The organism is Nitrosomonas marina, assembly GCF_900110145.1.
Classification (GTDB): domain Bacteria; phylum Pseudomonadota; class Gammaproteobacteria; order Burkholderiales; family Nitrosomonadaceae; genus Nitrosomonas; species Nitrosomonas marina.
This window is the reverse complement of the sequence record NZ_FOCP01000004.1, coordinates 15,183-36,005: the sequence shown is the minus strand read 5'-3', so window position 1 is coordinate 36,005 and position 20,823 is coordinate 15,183. Positions and strand designations below refer to the sequence as shown.

The following is a 20,823-nucleotide window of genomic DNA, read 5'->3' as shown; positions in this document are numbered from 1 at the left end:
GCCATAAAGATGCCAATAGAAATCAAACAATTACTTATTAAATCGAATATCGTGCAACGTACTGTAGACACATCGCAGGATTTTGACGAGGAACGCAATGCATTAAAGGAAGAATTGATGGTTGAATGCCGTCATTTGATTCAGGATATCATGCGCGAAAGAGAGGAGCGCTAAATGGCGAATCAGAAAAAAGCGCTGTTGACGATATCGCGTTGTACAGTCAGTTCAGACGGCAGGATCAGTGTTGACAGCTCCAAAAAAAAGTTTGAAGCAATGATTAATCCGTCCGGCTATGAACATGTTTTAAGTCTGAGATACGCAAAGAACAAAGTACTGGGCCAGCCAGGAACTGAAACGAAATATGATGTCAGTCATCCGGAAAAAATTGTTCTAAGGGAATTGATACTTGACGGTACCGGTGTTATCAGGTCATCGGATAATCAGCCTGTTTCGGTTAAAAACCAGATAGAGCTGTTACGTAATGTGATCTATACCTATGACGGCAGCAAACACGAAGCGCCGATTGTTCAGTTGAAATGGGGCAGTTTTCTGTTTTATGGTCGGGTAGAATCTTTGAAGTTTGATTATACGCTTTTCAAACCCAATGGCGTTCCGCTGCGCGCCAAGGTGACATTGACGTTTATCGAGTACCAAAGCAGTGAAGAAATTGCCAAGGAAGCTGATAATCAGTCACCGGATCTGACGCACCAGGTAGAAGTCAAGGCAGGTGATACGCTGCCACTGCTCTGTTATCGGATTTATCAGAACAGTGCTTATTACCCGGAAGTCGCGCGTGTCAATAATCTGACTCATTTTCGAGACCTAAAGCCGGGAACGCTGTTACGGTTTCCGCCACTTAATTAAAATCCGCCATGGCCGACTCTCCATTGAAAGATAGTACGGGTATAGTTTCTCTCTCGCTGACCAGCAACGGGAAAGCGGTTGCAGATACAATCCAGATTGTTTCGGTAGAAATTGAGTATTGCGTTAATAAAATCCCATCGGCCAGAATTGTTATTCTCGATGGAGACATGCCGAATAATGAATTTCCGGTCAGTAGCCAGGACGTATTCAAACCAGGTGCTGTCGTTGAGCTGGCCTGTGGTTATGACAACAAGGAGACCAGGATCTTCAAAGGTATTGTCATCAGGCACAGTATCAAGATCGATGGCAATAACTATTCTCGACTGATCGTATACTGTAAGGATCAGGCCGTAGCGATGACAGTTGGTCGAAAGAATGCTAACTATGTCAATGCCAAAGATAGCGATATCATGACACAGATGATTAATGGTCATCAAGATGTGTCGGCAGATGTTTCTGCAACCAGCACACAGTTCAAGGAGGTAGTGCAGTTTTACTGTACTGACTGGGATTTTTTACTGACGCGGGCGGAAGTAAACGGCTGTCTGGTGGCAGTCGATGCTGGCACCATCAGTGTCAAAGCGCCACAGGTGACAGGGGAAGCCCAATTGACACTGACTTATGGAATCGATTTGATGGCATTTGATGCCGACCTCGATGCTTTTGCGCAATACGGTACGGTTAAGGCAACCGCATGGGATCCTGCTACGCAGGCAGTTACGGAAGCACAGTCCGGCCCGGTCAGCCTGAACAGCCAGGGAAATATCGACAGCGCAGAACTGGCCAAAATTGTCGGACCGGAGTATTTCCGTTTACAGACCGATACACCGCTTGACAATACTGCGCTTTCAGATTGGGCCAATGGTCAGCAGATCAAATCCGGGCTTGCCAGAATTCAGGGTAGCGCCTCATTTCAGGGCAGTGCCAAAGCAAAAATTGGCACACTGATCGAAATCAAGGGCATAAATGACCGGTTTAATGGTAATGTGCTTGTGACACAGGTCAGGCACAGGATTGTCAGTGGAAACTGGGTCAGCGAAATACAGTTTGGTCTTTCTGAAAAATGGTTCACCGAGCAATATTCTGTCGAGGCGCCATTGGCCGCAGGGCTTGTGCCGGGTGTTCGTGGTTTGCAGGTAGGTGTTGTGAAAAAGCTGGATACCGACCCGGAAGGTCAATACAGAATACAGGTATCGATACCCGTAATGCAGGCTGAGAATGAAGGTGTGTGGGCACGATTGGCCGGTTACTACAGCTCCACAGGTTTTGGCGCTTTCTTCATACCTGAGATTGGCGATGAAGTCATACTTGGTTATCTGAACAATGACCCGGCGTATCCGGTTATTTTAGGCAGTATGTATAGCAGCAATCGAAAACCGCCCTATGAGGTAACGGCGGAAAACAATATTAAGGCAGTTGTTACACGCAGCAAGCTAAAAATCGAATTTGATGAAGAAAAGAAAATAATTACGCTGATTACACCGAATAATAACCAGATAGTGATCAGTGATGAGCAGAAATCAATACTGCTACAGGACCAGAACAGTAACAAAGTGGAGTTGAATACCGGCGGTATCACTCTCGACAGTCCCAAAGACATAAAAATCAGTGCGAAAGGCAAGGTAACTATTGATGCCGTCAACAATGTCGAAGTGACTGCACAGGCAGATATTAACAACACAGGGCTTAACATTAACCATCAGGCCAATGTCGGTCTTGTTGCTAAAGGCAATGCAACGGCAGAATTGTCGGCAAGTGGTCAAACAACGGTTAAGGGGGCCATGGTGATGATTAACTGAAACAAAATAATAAGGTCAACTGAAATGCCACCGGCTGCAAGAATTACAGATATGCATACCTGTCCGATGCAAACACCGGGTGTGCCGCCCATTCCACATGTGGGCGGACCGATCAGCGGCCCTTGTGTTGCAACTGTATTGATTGGCAATTTGCCGGCGGCGGTGACGGGCGATATGTGTGTTTGCGTTGGTCCGCCGGACAGTATAGTCAAAGGGTCAGCAACCGTAATGATCAGCGGCAGGCCCGCTGCCAGGATGGGGGACACGACAGCCCATGGAGGCAGTATCGTAACAGGCCTTCCAACTGTAATGATCGGCGGTTAGCTTGCCGGCTTAACGCGATACAACACCATTGTTCAGGTTTGTTAGTGCCTGAACAACGTAATGTAGCGAGAACAAACATGGCGACAGACAAATCCTTTCTAGGTACAGGATGGGCTTTTCCTCCGCAGTTCAATATCAATGGTAGCGTCAAACGGGTGTCTGCAGAAGAGGACATTCGTGAAAGCCTGTATATTTTATTATCAACGCATCCAGGCGAACGCATCATGCAGCCCACTTACGGTTGCGGGTTAAAAGCACATGTGTTTGAGGAAATCGACGAGACGGAAATTACCGTGATAACCGACCTTGTCAGAAGAGCGATTTTATTTTTTGAACCACGCGTCATTGTTGAGCATATAGACGTGGATAGTGAAAATGAGAACGATCGCGCGAATGGTCTGATTCAGATTTATATAACCTATATCGTTCGATCCACCAATAACCGGCACAATATCGTGTATCCGTTCTATTTTACCGAAGGTACCAATGTACGTATCTAGGTACAAGGCTACAGGCATTATTGACCAAATGGCAATCGACCAATATGCCGACAGGCTGTATCTTGTGCTTAGCGGCCTGTCCTGGCCCGGTTTTATCAATCTGAAGACACATGGTTCATTGTATCAATGAAATATCGTTCTGATCTGGTGGCCGACATTCGTCTGCGTATCCGGGACGGAACAAGTCAATCCTGTCGCCTGTTGCAGGCGCTGGATCAGGATTATTTCCAGCTATTTGATTTGCGTTTTCATGCGTTGCTGGCTATGGCTGTCGATTACGCCGAAATGATGAAATTTTATCATTTGAATAATGAACCGGACGATAACTGGAAAACTTTTTTCACAGCCGATGAGACTGTGATTATTGCGATGATTCTGTCAACCGATACGAACAGGCTGGGGTCAATGTACAGACCGAGTCAGTTTCCAGCTAAAATGATGCAGAATCATGTGATAAATTCTCTTTATACGGCATTGCCTGCAGCATATCGGTATCAGTTTATAATGGCCCATTACGCCACTGGATTGCTGGATCGTTGGCTGATCTCACTCAAATCGGCGCAAAGCCGTATAGGTCATGAACTGTATCAACTGGTTGAAGGAATAGTCGCCGGGCTCAAAACTGACTTGCAATTATTGATACGGCATATTGCTTATTCATTGCCCGAAGAACCACTTGATCAATACTTCTCCAGTGATTTGATCAACCTGGTGAATAATTCAGATGCCGATCAATATAGTTCGGACTCGAACTATATGATTGATGAGTCGTCAGTACCAGTCCGGCTGCGTTCAGGTTTCTTTTCAATAGTGAAAGCCATAGAAATGGTTCAGGATAGAGCGGCCGCTTTGCTGTCAGTTTCGCTGCACAGCCAGCGTCACGATCCGGGTGCAGGTCTGCTGATAACATTTTTGCAGTTATTTCAAAGGCTGCAAAAAAAAATCAACCGGTTTACATCGAACTTTATCGATTTTTATTATGAGCAGATCCTTGGCGCACAGACGCATCCGTTTGTGCCAGACCTCACCTACGTCGTCGCCCGTTTGAATAATCCCAGACATACAGTATTTATTCCCAAAAATACTGTTTTTCTCGCTGGTCTCGACCAGGATAAACGGCAAATACAGTATGCCAGCAATCATGATGTCCGCATTCACGGTGCCCGGGTCAGCGCTATTCATACTTTGTTTTTCGAGCGCGACTTACTCAGTTCACCGGAGAACGTTCTGCAGGAAGTCGTTGTTTTACCCCATAAGCGCAAACAAAAAACCAGACAATTGGCAACGGCATGCTGGCTGAATGCAATTCCTGCAAGCTGTGAAGAGACTGCCATATCGTTCGGCGACAAACTTGCTTATCCTATACTGGGCGCATCCAAAATAACCGAAACAGAAACTTTTTCTGCAACACATGCGCGTATCGGTTGTGCACTTGCAAGTAAAATACTGTTGCTCAAGGAAGGAAAAAGAACGGTTTGCATCACGTTCAATTTTACCGAACCGGATGCTGGAATGGAACAAAACACACTCAGGCACTGGATCGGCAATATTGCAAAGACCTTGAAATCATCAGGTATCCAAGAGGCCGATACTGATTACAGCGACGCAGAAATACAGGATATTTTTTTTAAAGTATTTGGAAATCTCTTTGTTGTTGCCGTATCCGGTGAGGAAGGCTGGTTACCGGTTGATGAGTATATTCCGGTCTATGCAGGCGTTGACAGCACAATGAATGAAAACAGTCTGCGGATTATCTTCACGCTGACAGCGGATATGCCGGCCGTGTCGCCTTATTCTTCAGTGGTGCATGGCGAGAATTATGACACGGAGCTGCCTGTGATCAGGTTGCTGCTCAATCCGCGAGGTTATCTGTATCCATACAGTATCCTTAATAAGCTGTCGGTAGACTGGATCGATATTGATGTATCTGTCAGTGGTCACCGTACCCTGACATTGCATAACCAGCTTGGTCAGCTGTCAGCACAGGCATCTTTCAATCCCTTTGGTCCGCTGCCAGAGGTTGGTTCTTACTGGCTGGTTGGTTGCGCCGAGGCTTCTATCAAGCAGTTGACACATTTCAACATCGAATTCAAATGGGGAGGGCTACCCGCTGGTATCGGCGGGTTTGAGTCATACTACCAAGGCTATGACGGACCGGACAAGCACACTGATTTCCTTGTAGGCATGACTGTCTTGACTGATGGTCAATGGCTTCCGGGCAACAGGGTACCTGTTATTACCGATACCCTTTTCAGGGCTCAGGAAGCGCGTCAGGCATCAAATGCGCTTGATGATTCCAGACAGATTGTCTGTGATTCGTTGATACCTTACTGGAGCCCGATGGATTACCGTCAGGTGTTAACCCAGTTCAGTTATACACCTTCCAGTAAAAAGGGATTTTTTAAATTTACGCTGGTTTCACCTGCCGATGCTTTCGGTCATAAGAAATACCCGCAGCTGCTGGCACGTGTATTGACACACAACACCCGGCAGCGCGTTCCCAAACTGCTTAAAAAAGAGCCCAATGCACCTTATACGCCTGTGATTACATCCATACTGGTCAATTATAAGGCGACAACGCGGCTGACCATTGGCAATCCGGATGACGGTGCTTTGCCGGTGCACCAGGATAAGCTGATTCATCTGCATCCACTGGGCTGGGAGGATTCAGACGCTATACCGATGCGATTTGTCTCACTGTTACCGCAGTATGTCTATTCCGGTAACCTGCTAATCGGATTGGACGCATTTGAGCAGGGCGGCCTGCTGACACTTTATTTTCATTTGCGTGAAAACTCGTTACCATCAGGAAACAATTCAATCGAACAGCTGCAATGGTACGCTCTGTCCTCAAATCAATGGCTCCCGTTAACGGTCCGGGATGTTGTGTCGGATACGACTTTCGGATTTATGACCTCCGGTATCGTTACCTTAAATGTACCTGCAGAGATCAATACGAACAATACTGTTCTGCCAGCTGGTGTGTGCTGGCTACGCGTTTCAGCGGATCACGATATGGAAAAATTCTGCAGCCTGTATTCGATACATGCGCAGGCAATCCAGGTAAACCGGCAGGTTGATTCCGCTGTTTTCCGGGAAATGATGACGTTCAGCCCGCTGCCTGTCGACAGCATTCAACAGACCAAACAGTCTATTCCAGGACTTGAACGTGTCTGGCAACTGCAATCTTCAGTTAACGGACGCTCGGCAGAAAGTAAAACTGATATGCGAACGCGCCTGAGTGAACGGTTGCGTCACAAGAACCGTGCGTTGCTGCCAAAAGATTATGAACAACTGATACTGGCGAATTTTCCACAGATTTTCAAAGTGAAATGTTTTGCTAATTTGATGCCTGAATACGATTCCCGATATCGCCAAATCCGACCCTGTCTGAAAGCGGGACACCTGACGATTGTAGCGCTCCCTTTTCCGGTCAAACAGGTGCATTATGGCAGGCAGTTATGGCTGAGCGGTCACCGGGTTAATGAAATGAAACGGTTTATTCAGCAGTATGTGCCGCCATTTGCCAGCATTCATTATGTCAATCCTGTATACGAAACCATACAGGTTCGGTGTACGGTCAAATTCAGAGACGGTCACGCAAGTGGTCTGCATCTTGCAAAATTGAATGAAGCAATTTCTGATTATATATCTCCATGGCATGATACAGTCGGATATACCAAGCATTTTGGGTGGTGTATCGGCAAGAATGATATGCAATCTTATATACAGCAGCTTGAATACATTGACCGGGTTACGAATTTTTCCATGTTACGGATTACACCTGATGGCGATGCATTATTTGATTTGTTCGATAGTGCGGCAAAGCCTGCGCCGCAGGATACGTCTGGAGGTATTGTGCCGAAATATCCCTGGAGTATTGCCGAGCCGATGCGACAGCATTATATCGAGGTCGATGACAGCTTTGCGACTATAGAACCGGAGGTTACCGGTATTGGTGAACTGGAAATCGGCAGTACATTCATAGTTCTGAACAGAAATGGCAAAACAAAACAGAAAAACACTTGAAGCCAAATTCAAGAACGGCAGCATGCCTTCAGAGACTGCGTTTGCCGACTTGATTGATTCGACACTTAATTTAATTGATGACGGTTTTGATAAAACAGTCAAAGACGGGTTGAGAATTTTTCAGCTTGGAGACGGAAAATTAATGAGTTTCTATCAGAAAATGGAGACGCTCAGCCCGTTATGGTTTGTGGGACTTGATAAAGCAACATCCAATCTCAGAATTGGCAATCAGTTCAATCCGAATGTGCTGACGTTGCACAGCATTGGAGAAACGGAAGAAAACTCCGAGGCGGTGCGCGTAGGCGTCGGCATTAATACAGAGCGTCCTCGATATGAGCTGGATGTGGCCGGTACAGTTGCTGCCCATGGCAGAGTAGGGAAAAAGGACGAATTTGCAGTGCCTGCTGACAGTGAATGGTACGATATCAGCGGTGTGTTGACAGGCTGTCAGGCATTTGAGGTTGTTGCGGGCGTCGGTGGTCGTGATGCAGATGGAAAATACGCCCTGATGCACGCATTTGCGCTGTGTACGTACCATGCCAGAAATCATATCAGTTATCATCAGGCGCATTACGGCGCCAAATGCAATCAACTGGAGCTGCGTTGGGAGCCTGTTTCTACTGAGAGTGACAACTTTGAATTCGTTTTGCAATTGCGTACAGGTATTTCCTACGGCAACGGTATTTGGGTCAGATATCATTTAACCCGGCTTTGGGAAGATACAGCAATGTTCGAAAGTGAAGTGAAACCCGAAACAATGCCTGTATCGACTTCGAGAAAGAAACCATAAAATGAAGAGCAGGATGTCAGACCGGATTGTGTCGGTAAAAATTACTATGGAAGAGGGTAATCTGATACTGACGGCATTGGCAGAATGTCCGTTCAAAACGGTATTCGAATTAATCGGTAAGCTGAATCAGCAGGCGCATCATCAATTCGCTGAGGCTACGGATAAAACAGCGCAAAAACCGTTTATGTTCACCGAGCAGGAGTTGCTCTTGACAATCAAAGCGCTTGGAAAGCTGCCTTACGAACACGTTCACCAACTGCTGGACAAACTGAATACGGAAATGGAACACCAGCATCGGACACACAACGACAAAGCGGGCTCTGTTTCACATAGCTATGCAGACCGCTGAGCAGATTAATCGTAATCAAAGCGACCCGGATGCGCTTGATTTTGAAACGTTCAGAAAAGACGCGCTTACAATTATTCAGAATTTATGTGGCGACAACTGGACCGATTATAATCTTCACGATCCAGGCGTAACTATTCTGGAACAGCTGTGTTATGCGCTGACCGATTTATCCTACCGTTCTGAATTTCCTGTCTCGGACTATCTGACAGGTCGTGACGGTTCGATTGATTATGCACGGCAGTCACTTTTTCCACCGTATGAGATTTTTCCCAGTTCAGCTGTAACCGAAAATGATTTTGAAAAAGTCTTGTATGACGCGGTACCCGAAATCGACCGCATCTGGTTCAAACCTGCACAATACGAACAAGATCCGATATCCGGATTGGCAGGGCTTTATACTGTATATGTGAAAATTGATCCTGCAATATTGCAGGTCAGTAGCGAAGGTGTTGTTCAACAATCATTAAAGAAGCTTGAACCGATCGTAGAACAGATTACTAGGCTGAAGGTTAGCGTAATGCACTGGCACAGTCTGAATAAACAGATCGGTACAGGCCTGCAGACAAGGTTAAACCTGTTGAAGCGGTGGCGTAAGCGGCTGAGCCGTACCGGTGATACATTCCATCACGGTCAGAGTGAGTCAATCAAGGGCTATCTTGTTCAATCCAGTGAATTATTGTTGCGACTGGAAACGCAACTGACAAGTTGCCTGGTTATTCATGAGGAACTCGGTTTAGTTCACGGACTCTTGTACAGACAGGTCTTCAGTCTGGAAGGCATCAAACAGCTTGATTCGCAATTGTCTGAGCTTCAAAAATATTTCGAAGCACCGTTGCCGCGCCTGGAATATGAGCAGATATATGCAATACTGGATATGCCGCTCAATAAACCGGACGATTTGATTTCCGTAATGCAAAACGTGTTGCCACGACTGACTGTTACGCTTGCTGAAACAGAACGTATCCTGTGCGATGTGACGAATTGCCTTAAAAAAGTGCAGAACGACATCAAGGGTTTTTTTGAAGCGGGTGTGATGAAAAAAATACATGCAGTGTATTGCGCGCAACGCAGCCTTTGTGAGGACATACATAAAATCCGGATGGTCGAAACAAAACCTTTTTTTTTAACGGGAGAAATCGAAGTCCGCCCACAGCAGCATCCGGCTAAAATTTATGCTGAAATTTTTTTCAGATGTTCGCGTTACATTTCATCGAGTATACAGATCGAACATTACGGTGATGTGTTAGCCAGAAATGAACATTATGAAACAATTTTTTCCGGGCCATTGACACAGCATGGTTATATCCGTGATGCGTCAATGACAATACCACGCAATATCATCACAGTAGTTGATTTGATGACATGTATTCGTGAAATTAGCGGTGTTGTGCAAATCCGCAATCTTGGCCTGTCAGATGAAGCCGGGAACCAGTTAACAGATCTGAATGACCAGTTGTCGCAACATGTTTTTCCGGTTCTGTATTATTCCCACGCAAACGTCAACAATCAGATCATGTATCTTGCGCTGCCGTACGATGAGACCGCCGGTCAATTAGCGTCGGCGAGCACATTCAAGACGGCCGTTCACTGGAAAGATACTGTTTTTTTTGATGAGTTTCAGCGAGAACTGAAAAAACTGGTCTTTGAATACCAGGCATTCAGGCGCAACGCTCAATCTGTTAAACAATTTATTCCACAGCCAAATGGCCGGTCAAGGCCACTTAACCACTATTATTCGATACAGCATCAGTTTCCGGCCATTTACGGAATTAACAAAGAAGGCGTGCCACGTTCGCAACCGGCGGACGTTCGTGCAAAAGCCAAGCAACTGAAAGCCTATTTGTTTCCGTTCGAACAGCTCATGGCAAATTACCTGGAGGGTCTGCAGCAGATCCCGGTTTTGTTTTCCCCCGACCAGCGTGTCCCGAAGACTTATTTTTCTCAGTTTCTTGACAATAGCAAAGTGCCTGATATCGAACCGCTTTACACCGGGAAAACAGCCACCGGCGGTGTATCTCTACCGATGATCATAAATGATATTCAAAGTCAATATGATGACCCCGTCGAACGCAAAAACCGCATACTTGATATTCTGCTGGCACTTTATGGCGAAGTCTATGAACACCAGCAGTTGCTTCGTTTCAATTATTACCGTCAGGAAGATTCATCCAGCTGGATTCTTGAATTGAAAATAAGCTATCTGAAATCGATTGACCGTATCAGTAAGGACAGATGCGTCGGATTTGATTATTCACATTCCGGCTCAAGGGATTACACAGCCGATATGTTGGAAAATTCACCCGCTTTGCATTTAAAAATTGGCTTGTTGTTAGGGCTGCAGCTTGCCAAGAGTCCAGTATGGATATCCGATATTCTGGTTGATAGAAAGAGTCGCCTGGTAGCCGATCAAATTATGGCTGACAAAATCAAATCGGTAAGCGATACCGGACAAAGCGAGGCCGTTCCCGATAAGACAAGCGATTATCCTGAAGAATTACCCGATCCGGCACTGCCGTCACAGTTGCCCATTTTCAGTTATTCAATTTTCAAAGAAGGCATACAACTGGAAAATTACCGGTTGCTTCGCCTGGAGCAGGGCAGGACGGCTGTGTGTTTCAAATCCGGTCACGATGCCCGGCTTTGGATATTGACCAAGGAACCTTCTTTTGAAGAAGCTGTGATTTATGTTCACCGGTTTTGCAACATCATGCGGGTACTGAATCGGCAGTGCGAAAATTTTCATATCATCGAGCATATACTGCTGCGCCCGCGTAAAAACCAGTCATTGACCCGACCGGGTGTCGATGCCACTTTCTTTAATTGTCGTGTCAGCATTGTTTTACCATCCTGGACAGCGTGTTTTTCTGATACCGCATTCAGGTATTTTGCCGAGGAAATCATACAAAAAAATTTGCCTGCACATGTCTTTGCAGATTTTTACTGGTTAAATTTTCTGAACATACGGAGTTTCGAGGAACGCTACAGAATCTGGCTGCAATGTCTCCAGCAGTATAGTCGTGACCAGGATGACAAAATTCTGCCCAGGCTTGACCAGGCATCGGATTCGTTGATTGCTTTTCTACTGAAATACAAACAGGAAAAAGATGGCGACTATTGGTTATGACAGTGCTTCAGTACATGTTATTGAACAGGTTATTTTCGATTTTTCGTTTGCTGCCGATACCGTAGAGCCCGAACATGAATCGCAATTGAGCGACTGGATCGTACGTACATTACTGCCGGCCATGGAAGTCGTGTTGAACGAGCATGATGAGGCAGACAAGGTGCTGCGAATTAATCAGGTGACTCTTGACCTCGGGGCGATTTCCGAAGCCAATTTTCCAGACCAGATTGTACAAATACTTCAGGAACAATTCGGTCTGCAGCTGAAACAGGCCAGGGAATCCAGTTATCACCACTTAGTGACGCTACCTTTATTGCACATACCCACCACATCAGTATCAGGTAAAACAGATAATGTAATCCCTGTCAGTTTGATCCAGTCTGGCTTTGAGGAATTGAAACAATTTATGCTGACCGGAAGTCTTCCCTGGTATATCGATACGAACGATGTACATTGGCATGAAAAACTCATGGAACGCGTGCTGAAGGAAGCTGTGTCAACAAGCGCGTTGCGAGAGATGCTGATGCAAATGCCACAGCAAGATCGCACATTGTTTGTATGGCGAATGGTTCAGCAGTTTTCTCCGGCAGTGCTCAGGTCTGTGTTGTATCAAATGGACCCGCAACATCACAGGTTGCAGCTCGGTCTGATTGAATCAATCCAAACGATGCTGTCTAAATCAGCATTGCCCGCTGAGCGATACAACAAAGTAATGACGGCACTGTGGGCGTGGATCATTGATGATGTTACAAGTCAGTCGCCTCTGCCTGGATCAACGCGTTTCTCGCGGTTGATTCGGCAATATCTGAAAATGATCGTTGTACCAATGTTACATGAAGAAGCAGGCCTCCTGCTAGACAGACTGATCGAGACCGCACGTGTTCATGACGATTCTGAACAGCTGTCGGTGATTCTGTCGCAAGCTGCAGATCACGGTTTCCAGGAGGACTGTCCGTCTGCAATACAACGTGCGACAATTGAACATTTGACTGAATCCGAACAGATCAAAGCAACACATACAGGCAATGGTCAGGATGAAATATACGGATCCGGCAACGAAAAAGATACATCAGTCGCCGGAAGCCTGTCACTGTCTAGGTGGTTATATCGCCGTATTTTCACAGCGATGCAGCATGCCGGCATAAGTGCACCGTTTAGTGATTCGGCAAATGAACAACCGCTGGATATATCGGGCCTGCAACAACGATTGCGAACCATTTTGCAGGATACCAGGGCTCGTGATCAGATAATAGCCAGACTGCCTCAGACAGTTTTGATGGATATCTTATTTGCGCAGTCTCCGCAAATTGCATTTATCGTCGGGCAGTTTGTTCTCAAAGCCGAACGGTTTTATCGATATGCCCAGAATCAAAGGCACAGTATCTCTGTTTCGTTTGACGACTGGATAAACTGCTTTTGGAAGAGTGTACTGCGTTTTGTGACCACGGTGTCTTTGGCAGGCACTTCAACAGATACGCTGGCTGCAGCCGGTATTGCGCGCGCACTGACGCAGTGTTTGTACGACGAGCCAGACAATACAACAATCCTGCAAACCTGGTATCAAGCGCTGGAACTGACCCATTCCAGCGAAGACAGATATTCTTTACGTATTCTGCAGATTATCGTTGCTGATGCCATGGCGTATTCGGCATTTGAGAAACATTTCTTGCCAGACGGCCAGGCGGTACATCATTTGCACGGTAAACAGCAGTCGAGACAGGCTCAAATTTCAACGAGCGCTTACAATCATGTGTCAACATCAGCAGACCTGGGCTCCGTAGATTCTAATTGGGCAGGCGATGCAAGTGATCCCGTTACCAGTGGAATTGTTTCAGCCCTGAAGTCCGCAGCAATCGTCGAAAAAGAACCGTCTGTTGCGCAATTCCGTTTCGCGGATGTGCTGGCAAACCGGGAATGGTTGCTGACACTGCTTTCCGATCAGTTGGCCCGTGCCCGAATAGTTGCTGAGCTGCCTGAGCCCGCTCTGATTGATATGGTTTACAGAATATCGCCGTACGCCGCACAAATCCTGGCACAGACACTGACATATGCGAATACGCTTTACCAATCGACCGTTAATCCTCGGGATGCTGATATTTCAGCCTGGAGACAACGATTGTTCGACAATGTTCTGGATTTTATACAGCGTACACAGAACTTTGATTTCCCGGACAGCGATTTTGATGCTGTAGACTTCTGCCTGGCAATGACACAGGGAATGTCGCAAGATAGTAACGGCGCAGCGATATTGACGTTCTGGCAATACGGATTGCGCCGTCAACGCGAACAGCAAGGTGAATGTATTGTAGAAATGGACCCTGATAACAGCCTGATTGATATTCTGTTCGCCGCATCGACTGAGCGGCCGGCAATCAAGGTAATTGCGGAAATACGCCAGATAGCGGTGCTTCTTAAAGATGATTATACGCAACAACTGCGGCGACTTAGGACATTGTTTGAGTACGGCCGTTTGCATACGGGAACAGTACCTGAAGTCGATCTTAAATCTATGATACACGGAATACTGAATCTGTATCCGGGATCTGACCGTGCAGACCGTATTGCACTCGCCGAAGCTATCGACAGCCATGCGCGACATATCGATAATAGTGCCGGTTATTATTTTCAGGTGCTGAAAAAGCTTGTGTATGACGAAGATATCGATCTGGAAGCTCTGGTTTCTTCAGCTGCAGAGAAAGAACCGGAAATTCAGCCCGAGATTCCAAAACTGTTTACTGAAAATGAATTATTTATACAAAAGCCGTGTGAAGAGATCCTGTTGAGCCGTCTGCTGATAACGCTGCGACAAGCCGGAATTAACAGGCTGGATTTAAATCGGTTTGAGGCAAACCAGATCGCATTCGCCAGACAGCAGCTAGTCGATTTATTGCTCGAACAGGATGAGCGGCAAAAGCTGATTGCCCGTTTACCCGAATCTACGCTTCTGGACATAAGCTATGTATTGTCACCCCAGGCTGCTTTCATCCTTGCGCAACTGATTCGTCACGCTGATACGCTACTGCTGTATGATGAAAATGTGCAATACAGGCCGGACGCAGCGTGGTTGAATCAGCTATGGAATCACGCGTTACGTTATTTGGCAGACACGTCGTTACATAGAAATTTTAAGACGAATCTTTTTTTTCGGGCGCTGGCGCTAGGTCAGTCGGAAGGCCAAGATGCAGTAACGATATTGTGTTCCTGGAGTGAGACGTTAAATAAACTGCAGGATGAGCGGTATGCGTATGCAACAAATGTGTTTTATAACTTTGTGCAGGATGCGATATTTTCGCTTCGATCGCCAGAACAGTGTAACTTCCCGACAGATGAACAGATTGATCTGATTCAGCAATTGCAGACGACTGATCCCCATACTTTGAAGCGAGACTTGAGGTTGGCCCTGGAAGACGGTCGGCTCGTGATTGCCGCATTGACGGAGACCAGGGCCAGAGCGTTGGTACAGGAATTGCTGGAATGCAGTTCTGAGTTGAAGGATGAAGACCGCCGACTGTTCATTAAAGCAATCGAGTCGCATTTGCCAGAATCTGGAAACAGCGCTGTATATTTTCAGCTCATACTTCAAAAACTGTTATTTGACGATACGGTCGATCTGGAAGCCGTTGTCACACAGTCCGAAACCACAAATAGTGTCATATCTGTCGAGACGGTAGCTACAACTGCGAAAGAACATGTCATCGAACCAATCAATAAACGGATTCGTTCGGCACTTCAACAGGCGGGCATCGCTGGAACGGAACAGTATGCCGGGCAATTCATAGGTTTAAGTAAAAGCGATGCAACACTGGCACTGCGCGAACAGCTACTGGCATTGGTGCACAATGCAGTGTCGCGTCAAAAACTAATTGAAAAGCTACCTGAATCTATCCTGATCGATGTCGCATATACCGTCTCGCCGCAATCAGTCTTCATTCTGGCTGACTGGTTATCGCATGCGGAATTTTTCCGACAATATACGAAAAATATTAAACAGCCAGGGCCTGATGTATGGAGGCAGCAAATATGGGATAGCGGGCTGAAGGCGTTATCTGAAATTTCGCATGCCGGTAAATCTGATGAAACGGTTGAAGAAACGACGGTCACTTTTGAGTTTGTATATGCCTTGTTACAGGATCTGGCTGGCGACGGAGATGCGCTAGGACTGGCACGAATATGGAATCAGGCGCTGTTAATCGAACAGCAGGGATATGAGCAGAAAGATACAGTAAGGAAAATACAGCACACTAGCGTACTGCAGCATTTATTACAGGGTGTTTTGATTCAGTACGGCAGCGTTTCGGGTAATCAAGTCAAGAAACCCGAAAATTCCCCCCTTTTATCACCAAACCTCGCTCAGGATGTTCAATTCAAGCGACCTGCTGTGTTCGATTCGAATAGCGGTAAATTAAAAGATGAGTGCGGCGATGAATACTTTATTCAGAATGCCGGACTTGTGCTGGCGGCACCGTATCTGCCGCATCTTTTTGGAAGACTGGGATGGCTTGACAATGATGGGCTAATTAATGCGCCTGCAATAGAACGCGCCGTACATCTGTTGCAGTTCATAGTCAATGAGGCATCGCAGTTTCCTGAATATCAACTGATTCTGAACAAGATTTTATGTGGTCTTCCTGTGGTCATGCCTGTCAGCCGTAACATTCAGTTGAACACACAGGAACGGGAAACAGCAGAAAGTCTGCTGAACGGTATCATCCAGAACTGGAAGGTACTGGGAAAAACTTCGATGAGCGGTCTACGCGAAACTTTTCTGCAGCGAAGAGGGCGGTTGCTGCTGCAGGAGGATATGTGGTCCCTGACGATTGAGCCCGGGCCTTTTGATATGCTGCTTGATCAATTACCATGGAGTTTTTCGGTTATTAAGTACAAATGGATGACACGGGCGATTCAGGTTGCCTGGCGATAAGCATGGAAGCGTCTTTGTCAATGTCGAATAAATTAAACGCTGAATCGTTAGAAAGGGAGGTCAAATGGTTCAAGGCCATAGTTAAAGCACGCTTCGATCTTTATTTCGGTCGTGAAACCGACATCGATGAAATATACGCGATCAGCGCCCCTGACTTGTTGTCAGATCAGTCCGAGTTTGCGCAAATTATCCGGGAAACCGGTATGGGCTTCGAGGAACGACTGATTGTGATTCTGGCATTGCTGCCGCATCTGCAGCCGCAGGCGCTGGATTTTTTTATGATGAATAATCAGGATCTTGCGCGCGGTTTTACAGAATTTGGAGGATGGCGTGGCAAGTTTCACAGTGGTTTTCTCCCAACGTGTGAAACCGCAGTTTTTTTACTGGCTGGTGAGGATCTGTCAAGACGGTTTGATGTCTTGCAACTGTTTCAGGCCGATCACAGTTTGTCAAAAAATGGAATTATCAAAGTTGCCCAGGTGGCGAATGGGGAGCCTTTTTTAAGTGCATCGCTAACAATCACGGCAGAATACCTTGGGCGCATGACAACCGGAAAAAATCAGAAGCCCGATTATACAATGCATTTTCCGGCGAAATTGATTACCACCTCATTGACCTGGCAGGATCTGGTTTTAAGTGCAGAAGTGATGGATGAAATCGAAAATATTAACGCCTGGCTGCAGCATTCAGCAAAGATATTGCAGCAGTGGGACCTTGGGAAAAATATCAGACCAGGTTATCGCGTATTGTTTTACGGTCCGCCGGGAACCGGGAAAACGTTGACTGCAACACTTATCGGTAAAGCGGCGGATATCGATGTGTACCGGATCGATCTGTCAATGGTCGTCTCCAAATATATCGGTGAGACAGAGAAAAATCTGGCGAATGTATTTGACCAGGCAGGTAACAAGCGCTGGATTCTGTTTTTTGATGAGGCAGATGCGCTGTTTGGAAAGCGGACGCAAACCAGTAGCGCGAACGACCGTTATGCCAATCAGGAAATCGCTTATCTGTTACAGCGTATAGAAGATTATCCGGGCATTGTGATTCTGGCAACCAATCAAAAAACGAATATGGACGAAGCCTTTGCGCGCCGTTTCCAGACTTCTGTTCATTTTGCGTTGCCTGATGCAGAACAGCGCCTGCGATTGTGGCAGGGTATGTTTACAGGGAACAGCCGCTTATTGGAAAATGTTAATTTAAATGAACTGGCGGATAAATACGTACTTTCCGGGGGAGGTATCACCAATGCGGTACGGTACGCCGCAATTCAGGCGGTACGAATGAACCGGGAAACAATTTTCCATGATGATCTGGTAAACGGCGTCAGAAAAGAACTGTTAAAAGAAGGAAGGACGCAATGAGATTGCAATTCTTCAGAATCTTGCTCCTCTGGTTACTGTTGATAACCGGCAGCAGCGTCACGCTTTATGCTTATGATGTACCCTATGTGCTGGATCGCGATCAGCACTTCGACCGGCTGCTGGATCGATCCAGATTCAACCAGCTCGAGCATTCCGCCATTTATAGCATTCAACAGAACCTCGCTGTTATTTATCAACAGGACCTGAACTGGAAAAGAGATGTCCAGTTAAGTAACCAGCCGCTGACAGACGGTCTCCTGGGTCCGGTGACTTTGTTCTGGCTGCAACGGTTTACCCACGATTTTAAAATCGAACCGATCGGTGATTACGCCGATGAACTGATTGTCCGGATTGAAAGCATTGCTGAATTTGCCAACTTGTTTCCACAAGAAACGGCGATTCTTCTGAGTGCTGAATTCGCCGACTGGAACGACAGGCTGCCCGGTTATCAAAGAGATCTGGATTATTACATCAGGCGACAGGGCTCTCACCAGGCATTGCTGGACCTTGTGTATCGCTATCGATCATTAAGTGAGCCATTTTCTATCGGGGTCAATCCCGATTACTCTGCATCGCCCATGTACTATTATCAGTTAACAGCCGATGATTTCGTGCTGTTGCAGAGCAAGGAACAGATAATGGCTGCGCTGCTTAAGCTGGAAAACAAACAGTACGAGAATTACGCATTACTCGAAACGGCTGTCTCTAACGTCCTGGCAGCCTATCCGGATCTGTTTCAGCGATTGTCCCCATTGGTAAAACGTTACTACCGTAACAGAACGCCGGTGATTACACAGGATTTTATAAAATTTCTTGACCAGGCAATGATCGGCGATCCTTTCATGGCTTCCCTGAATCCTGTTCTTGCTGAATTGCTTGAAAATGAATTTGCCGGTACAGTTTATCCACGTCCGGAACTTTTTGACAAAGCGGCGCAGGCTAAAATTTTTGCGGGCATTGGAGTTTGTCAGGAAGCACTCTTGCATAACCAGTACACGCTGGGCATCAAAATCAGCGATGAAGCGTTTTTGGCGCTGGAAACCGATCTGCTCAACAATCAGATGTACCATGGAATGCCCGAGATTCGCAAACATCTGAAATTAATAAATGCGTTACGTGAGCGATCCGGAACATGCAACGAAACAGAGAAGCGCGATGTCGATGCATTTATCAGCAGTCTTTATGAGCATGTTGTGCGTCCGGCAGTTGCGTTGCTATATAAAAAAAGACCGGTTTTTGATGCTTCCGCTATACTGGATTGGGACGGCGATGGCTGTGGATGTGTGCTGGATGAACTGTCTGGTACGGTTTACGGTCTTTATCCTTACTGGCTGGCAAGTGATACCCGGCAAATAGTCAATTTCAGTGTTTTGTCACGGGTGGCTTATCATGGATTGTCTTTTGATGCCGGCGGGGCGATTAACCATGTCAATGATGATAATAATACATTCGACCTGAAACAGTTTCTTGATAAAAATTCATTTATCCAGACGGCCCGCCGACACAACAGTAAAGTGGACTGGGTTATATACAAAGATCAGTCATACTGGGCAAAAGAATGGCAGTCACTCGATTCAAACCAGAAGGCGAATATCTTTGCCACACTTGCTGATGACATTTATCAATTACTCACGCAACCGTTGAATGATCTATATGCCAGACTGACATTTGGCGCAGTTCACCTGGCAACGCAAGGCGATGGCGTCACGCTCGATTTCAGAGGATTCCCGAACGATGCAGTGTCGATCGACCTGTTTAACAGTTTTTATGATACGTTGACAAAACGGCTACAGGCAACGGGTGATAATTATTTTGTCAACATTATGGTGTCGCAGTCCGAGCTGGGAGATGGGTTTTATCAGTATTTTAATCTGCTTGAACGTATTTCGGGTATTCAAGCTAATGATGCTGCCAGCTCGTATCAGCAGGTTGATATCCGCGACGATCTTAATGCCAAAATTCTGGTGCTACTTGAAGAACCGACGACAAAGGCCAAGAAAGGACTGAGGCTAGATATTGAAAATAGCGGGTTGTATGGTATTTTACGCGGCCTGTTTTTGCGCAATATCATTCCGGTTATCGAATTTGACGGCCGAAACTGGGAACAGCTGGAAGATGATATTGTTTATTTCAAGGACAATTTTGGCGGCGTGGGTTTCTGGCCGTTACCGCTGAATGAACCGGTGCTGAAAACGGAAATGTCCGGACGGTGCGAGGAGATAAAGGGCATCAGCAGTTGCCTGGTCAGACATTTTCAACACCCCGACCGCAACGGTCAGCCGGACACCGCACTTGACCGGTTTGTCTGCGAAAATCGGAGCTTTTTCTGGGTTGCCCTGATTGTGTTGGGCGTGTTGTCGTTGATTTTGCTGATCAGTTATTTGAATTCGTGCCGTTTTCACGGAAAGCACAAAAAGATTTTTATTATCAGCCTGTTTGTGACGATTATTCCGACTTTGGCTATTGCGTTATTGCTGTTGCTGTTCGACCCCAATCTCGAAACGATTGCAGAAGGCAACATTCCGCTGATCACGGTGATATTGCTTGGCGTTTTGCTCAGTATTATTGTATATAGAAGGCAGCAATCAGCCGCCAGGAAACCCTCCAGACCGATACGTAGAGTAGCTGCATAATTTGAAATCAAGGGTTGAATGGATATCAACAGGACGCTCCACATGATTACTAGCAGGTCTGGTTATATTACGATCAAATGTTCATGTAAGGTTTTACCATAAGAGCCAGACTTAAAAGCGTACGGC

The 20,823-nt window shown here is 46.3% G+C and carries 13 protein-coding genes; all 13 read left to right on the top strand.

Annotated elements, in window-relative coordinates; genetic code table 11:
* The first annotated feature begins 9 nt into the window (after window positions 1-9).
* The 13 genes from BMX44_RS16740 (at window position 10) to BMX44_RS03745 (ending at window position 20,697) form a co-directional block, all read left to right on the top strand.
* On the top strand, window positions 10-174 hold the full coding sequence (locus BMX44_RS16740) for a DUF5908 family protein (protein WP_177167665.1): 165 nt from the start codon (window positions 10-12) through the stop codon (window positions 172-174).
* A complete protein-coding gene (locus BMX44_RS03795) occupies window positions 175-864 on the top strand; it encodes a CIS tube protein (protein WP_090628258.1) in 690 nt (229 codons plus the stop codon).
* Between the two features lie 8 nt (window positions 865-872).
* Entirely contained in the window at window positions 873-2,663 is a 1,791-nt protein-coding gene (vgrG, locus tag BMX44_RS03790; protein ID WP_090628255.1) for a type VI secretion system tip protein VgrG, read from the top strand.
* A 24-nt stretch (window positions 2,664-2,687) separates the two neighbouring features.
* A complete protein-coding gene (locus BMX44_RS03785) occupies window positions 2,688-2,987 on the top strand; it encodes a PAAR domain-containing protein (RefSeq protein ID WP_090628253.1) in 300 nt (99 codons plus the stop codon).
* A gap of 77 nt (window positions 2,988-3,064) precedes the next feature.
* Complete coding sequence (locus BMX44_RS03780; protein WP_090628250.1) at window positions 3,065-3,487, top strand: GPW/gp25 family protein; 423 nt, start codon at window positions 3,065-3,067, stop codon at window positions 3,485-3,487.
* Window positions 3,474-3,617, top strand: a complete 144-nt coding sequence (locus BMX44_RS16735; protein ID WP_177167664.1) for a hypothetical protein — start codon at window positions 3,474-3,476, stop codon at window positions 3,615-3,617. Before BMX44_RS03780 ends, BMX44_RS16735 begins: the two co-directional genes overlap by 14 nt.
* Window positions 3,614-7,516, top strand: a complete 3,903-nt coding sequence (locus tag BMX44_RS03775; RefSeq protein ID WP_090628248.1) for a baseplate J/gp47 family protein — start codon at window positions 3,614-3,616, stop codon at window positions 7,514-7,516. Before BMX44_RS16735 ends, BMX44_RS03775 begins: the two co-directional genes overlap by 4 nt.
* Entirely contained in the window at window positions 7,488-8,306 is an 819-nt protein-coding gene (locus tag BMX44_RS03770) for a hypothetical protein (protein ID WP_090628246.1), read from the top strand. The genes BMX44_RS03775 and BMX44_RS03770 overlap by 29 nt, the downstream gene beginning before the upstream one ends.
* A gap of 1 nt (window position 8,307) precedes the next feature.
* Window positions 8,308-8,655, top strand: a complete 348-nt coding sequence (locus tag BMX44_RS03765) for a hypothetical protein (RefSeq protein ID WP_177167663.1) — start codon at window positions 8,308-8,310, stop codon at window positions 8,653-8,655.
* Entirely contained in the window at window positions 8,642-11,779 is a 3,138-nt protein-coding gene (locus BMX44_RS03760; protein WP_090628241.1) for a hypothetical protein, read from the top strand. Before BMX44_RS03765 ends, BMX44_RS03760 begins: the two co-directional genes overlap by 14 nt.
* On the top strand, window positions 11,760-16,700 hold the full coding sequence (locus tag BMX44_RS03755; RefSeq protein ID WP_090628239.1) for a contractile injection system tape measure protein: 4,941 nt from the start codon (window positions 11,760-11,762) through the stop codon (window positions 16,698-16,700). The genes BMX44_RS03760 and BMX44_RS03755 overlap by 20 nt, the downstream gene beginning before the upstream one ends.
* Window positions 16,664-18,064: an ATP-binding protein gene (locus tag BMX44_RS03750; protein ID WP_218143916.1), complete on the top strand. Its 1,401-nt coding sequence runs from the start codon at window positions 16,664-16,666 to the stop codon at window positions 18,062-18,064. Before BMX44_RS03755 ends, BMX44_RS03750 begins: the two co-directional genes overlap by 37 nt.
* Window positions 18,061-20,697, top strand: coding sequence for a hypothetical protein (locus tag BMX44_RS03745; protein WP_090628234.1), 2,637 nt, complete (start codon window positions 18,061-18,063; stop codon window positions 20,695-20,697). Before BMX44_RS03750 ends, BMX44_RS03745 begins: the two co-directional genes overlap by 4 nt.
* Window positions 20,698-20,823: the final 126 nt, after the last annotated feature.

What these genes read in the sequence shown, in the direction of transcription:
- BMX44_RS16740 (WP_177167665.1), top strand. Translation starts at nt 10, where the DNA reads ATGCCAATAGAAATCAAACAATTACTTATTAAATCGAATATCGTGCAA.
- BMX44_RS03795 (WP_090628258.1), top strand. Translation starts at nt 175, where the DNA reads ATGGCGAATCAGAAAAAAGCGCTGTTGACGATATCGCGTTGTACAGTC.
- vgrG (WP_090628255.1), top strand. Translation starts at nt 873, where the DNA reads ATGGCCGACTCTCCATTGAAAGATAGTACGGGTATAGTTTCTCTCTCG.
- BMX44_RS03785 (WP_090628253.1), top strand. Translation starts at nt 2,688, where the DNA reads ATGCCACCGGCTGCAAGAATTACAGATATGCATACCTGTCCGATGCAA.
- BMX44_RS03780 (WP_090628250.1), top strand. Translation starts at nt 3,065, where the DNA reads ATGGCGACAGACAAATCCTTTCTAGGTACAGGATGGGCTTTTCCTCCG.
- BMX44_RS16735 (WP_177167664.1), top strand. Translation starts at nt 3,474, where the DNA reads ATGTACGTATCTAGGTACAAGGCTACAGGCATTATTGACCAAATGGCA.
- BMX44_RS03775 (WP_090628248.1), top strand. Translation starts at nt 3,614, where the DNA reads ATGAAATATCGTTCTGATCTGGTGGCCGACATTCGTCTGCGTATCCGG.
- BMX44_RS03770 (WP_090628246.1), top strand. Translation starts at nt 7,488, where the DNA reads ATGGCAAAACAAAACAGAAAAACACTTGAAGCCAAATTCAAGAACGGC.
- BMX44_RS03765 (WP_177167663.1), top strand. Translation starts at nt 8,308, where the DNA reads ATGAAGAGCAGGATGTCAGACCGGATTGTGTCGGTAAAAATTACTATG.
- BMX44_RS03760 (WP_090628241.1), top strand. Translation starts at nt 8,642, where the DNA reads ATGCAGACCGCTGAGCAGATTAATCGTAATCAAAGCGACCCGGATGCG.
- BMX44_RS03755 (WP_090628239.1), top strand. Translation starts at nt 11,760, where the DNA reads ATGGCGACTATTGGTTATGACAGTGCTTCAGTACATGTTATTGAACAG.
- BMX44_RS03750 (WP_218143916.1), top strand. Translation starts at nt 16,664, where the DNA reads ATGGATGACACGGGCGATTCAGGTTGCCTGGCGATAAGCATGGAAGCG.
- BMX44_RS03745 (WP_090628234.1), top strand. Translation starts at nt 18,061, where the DNA reads ATGAGATTGCAATTCTTCAGAATCTTGCTCCTCTGGTTACTGTTGATA.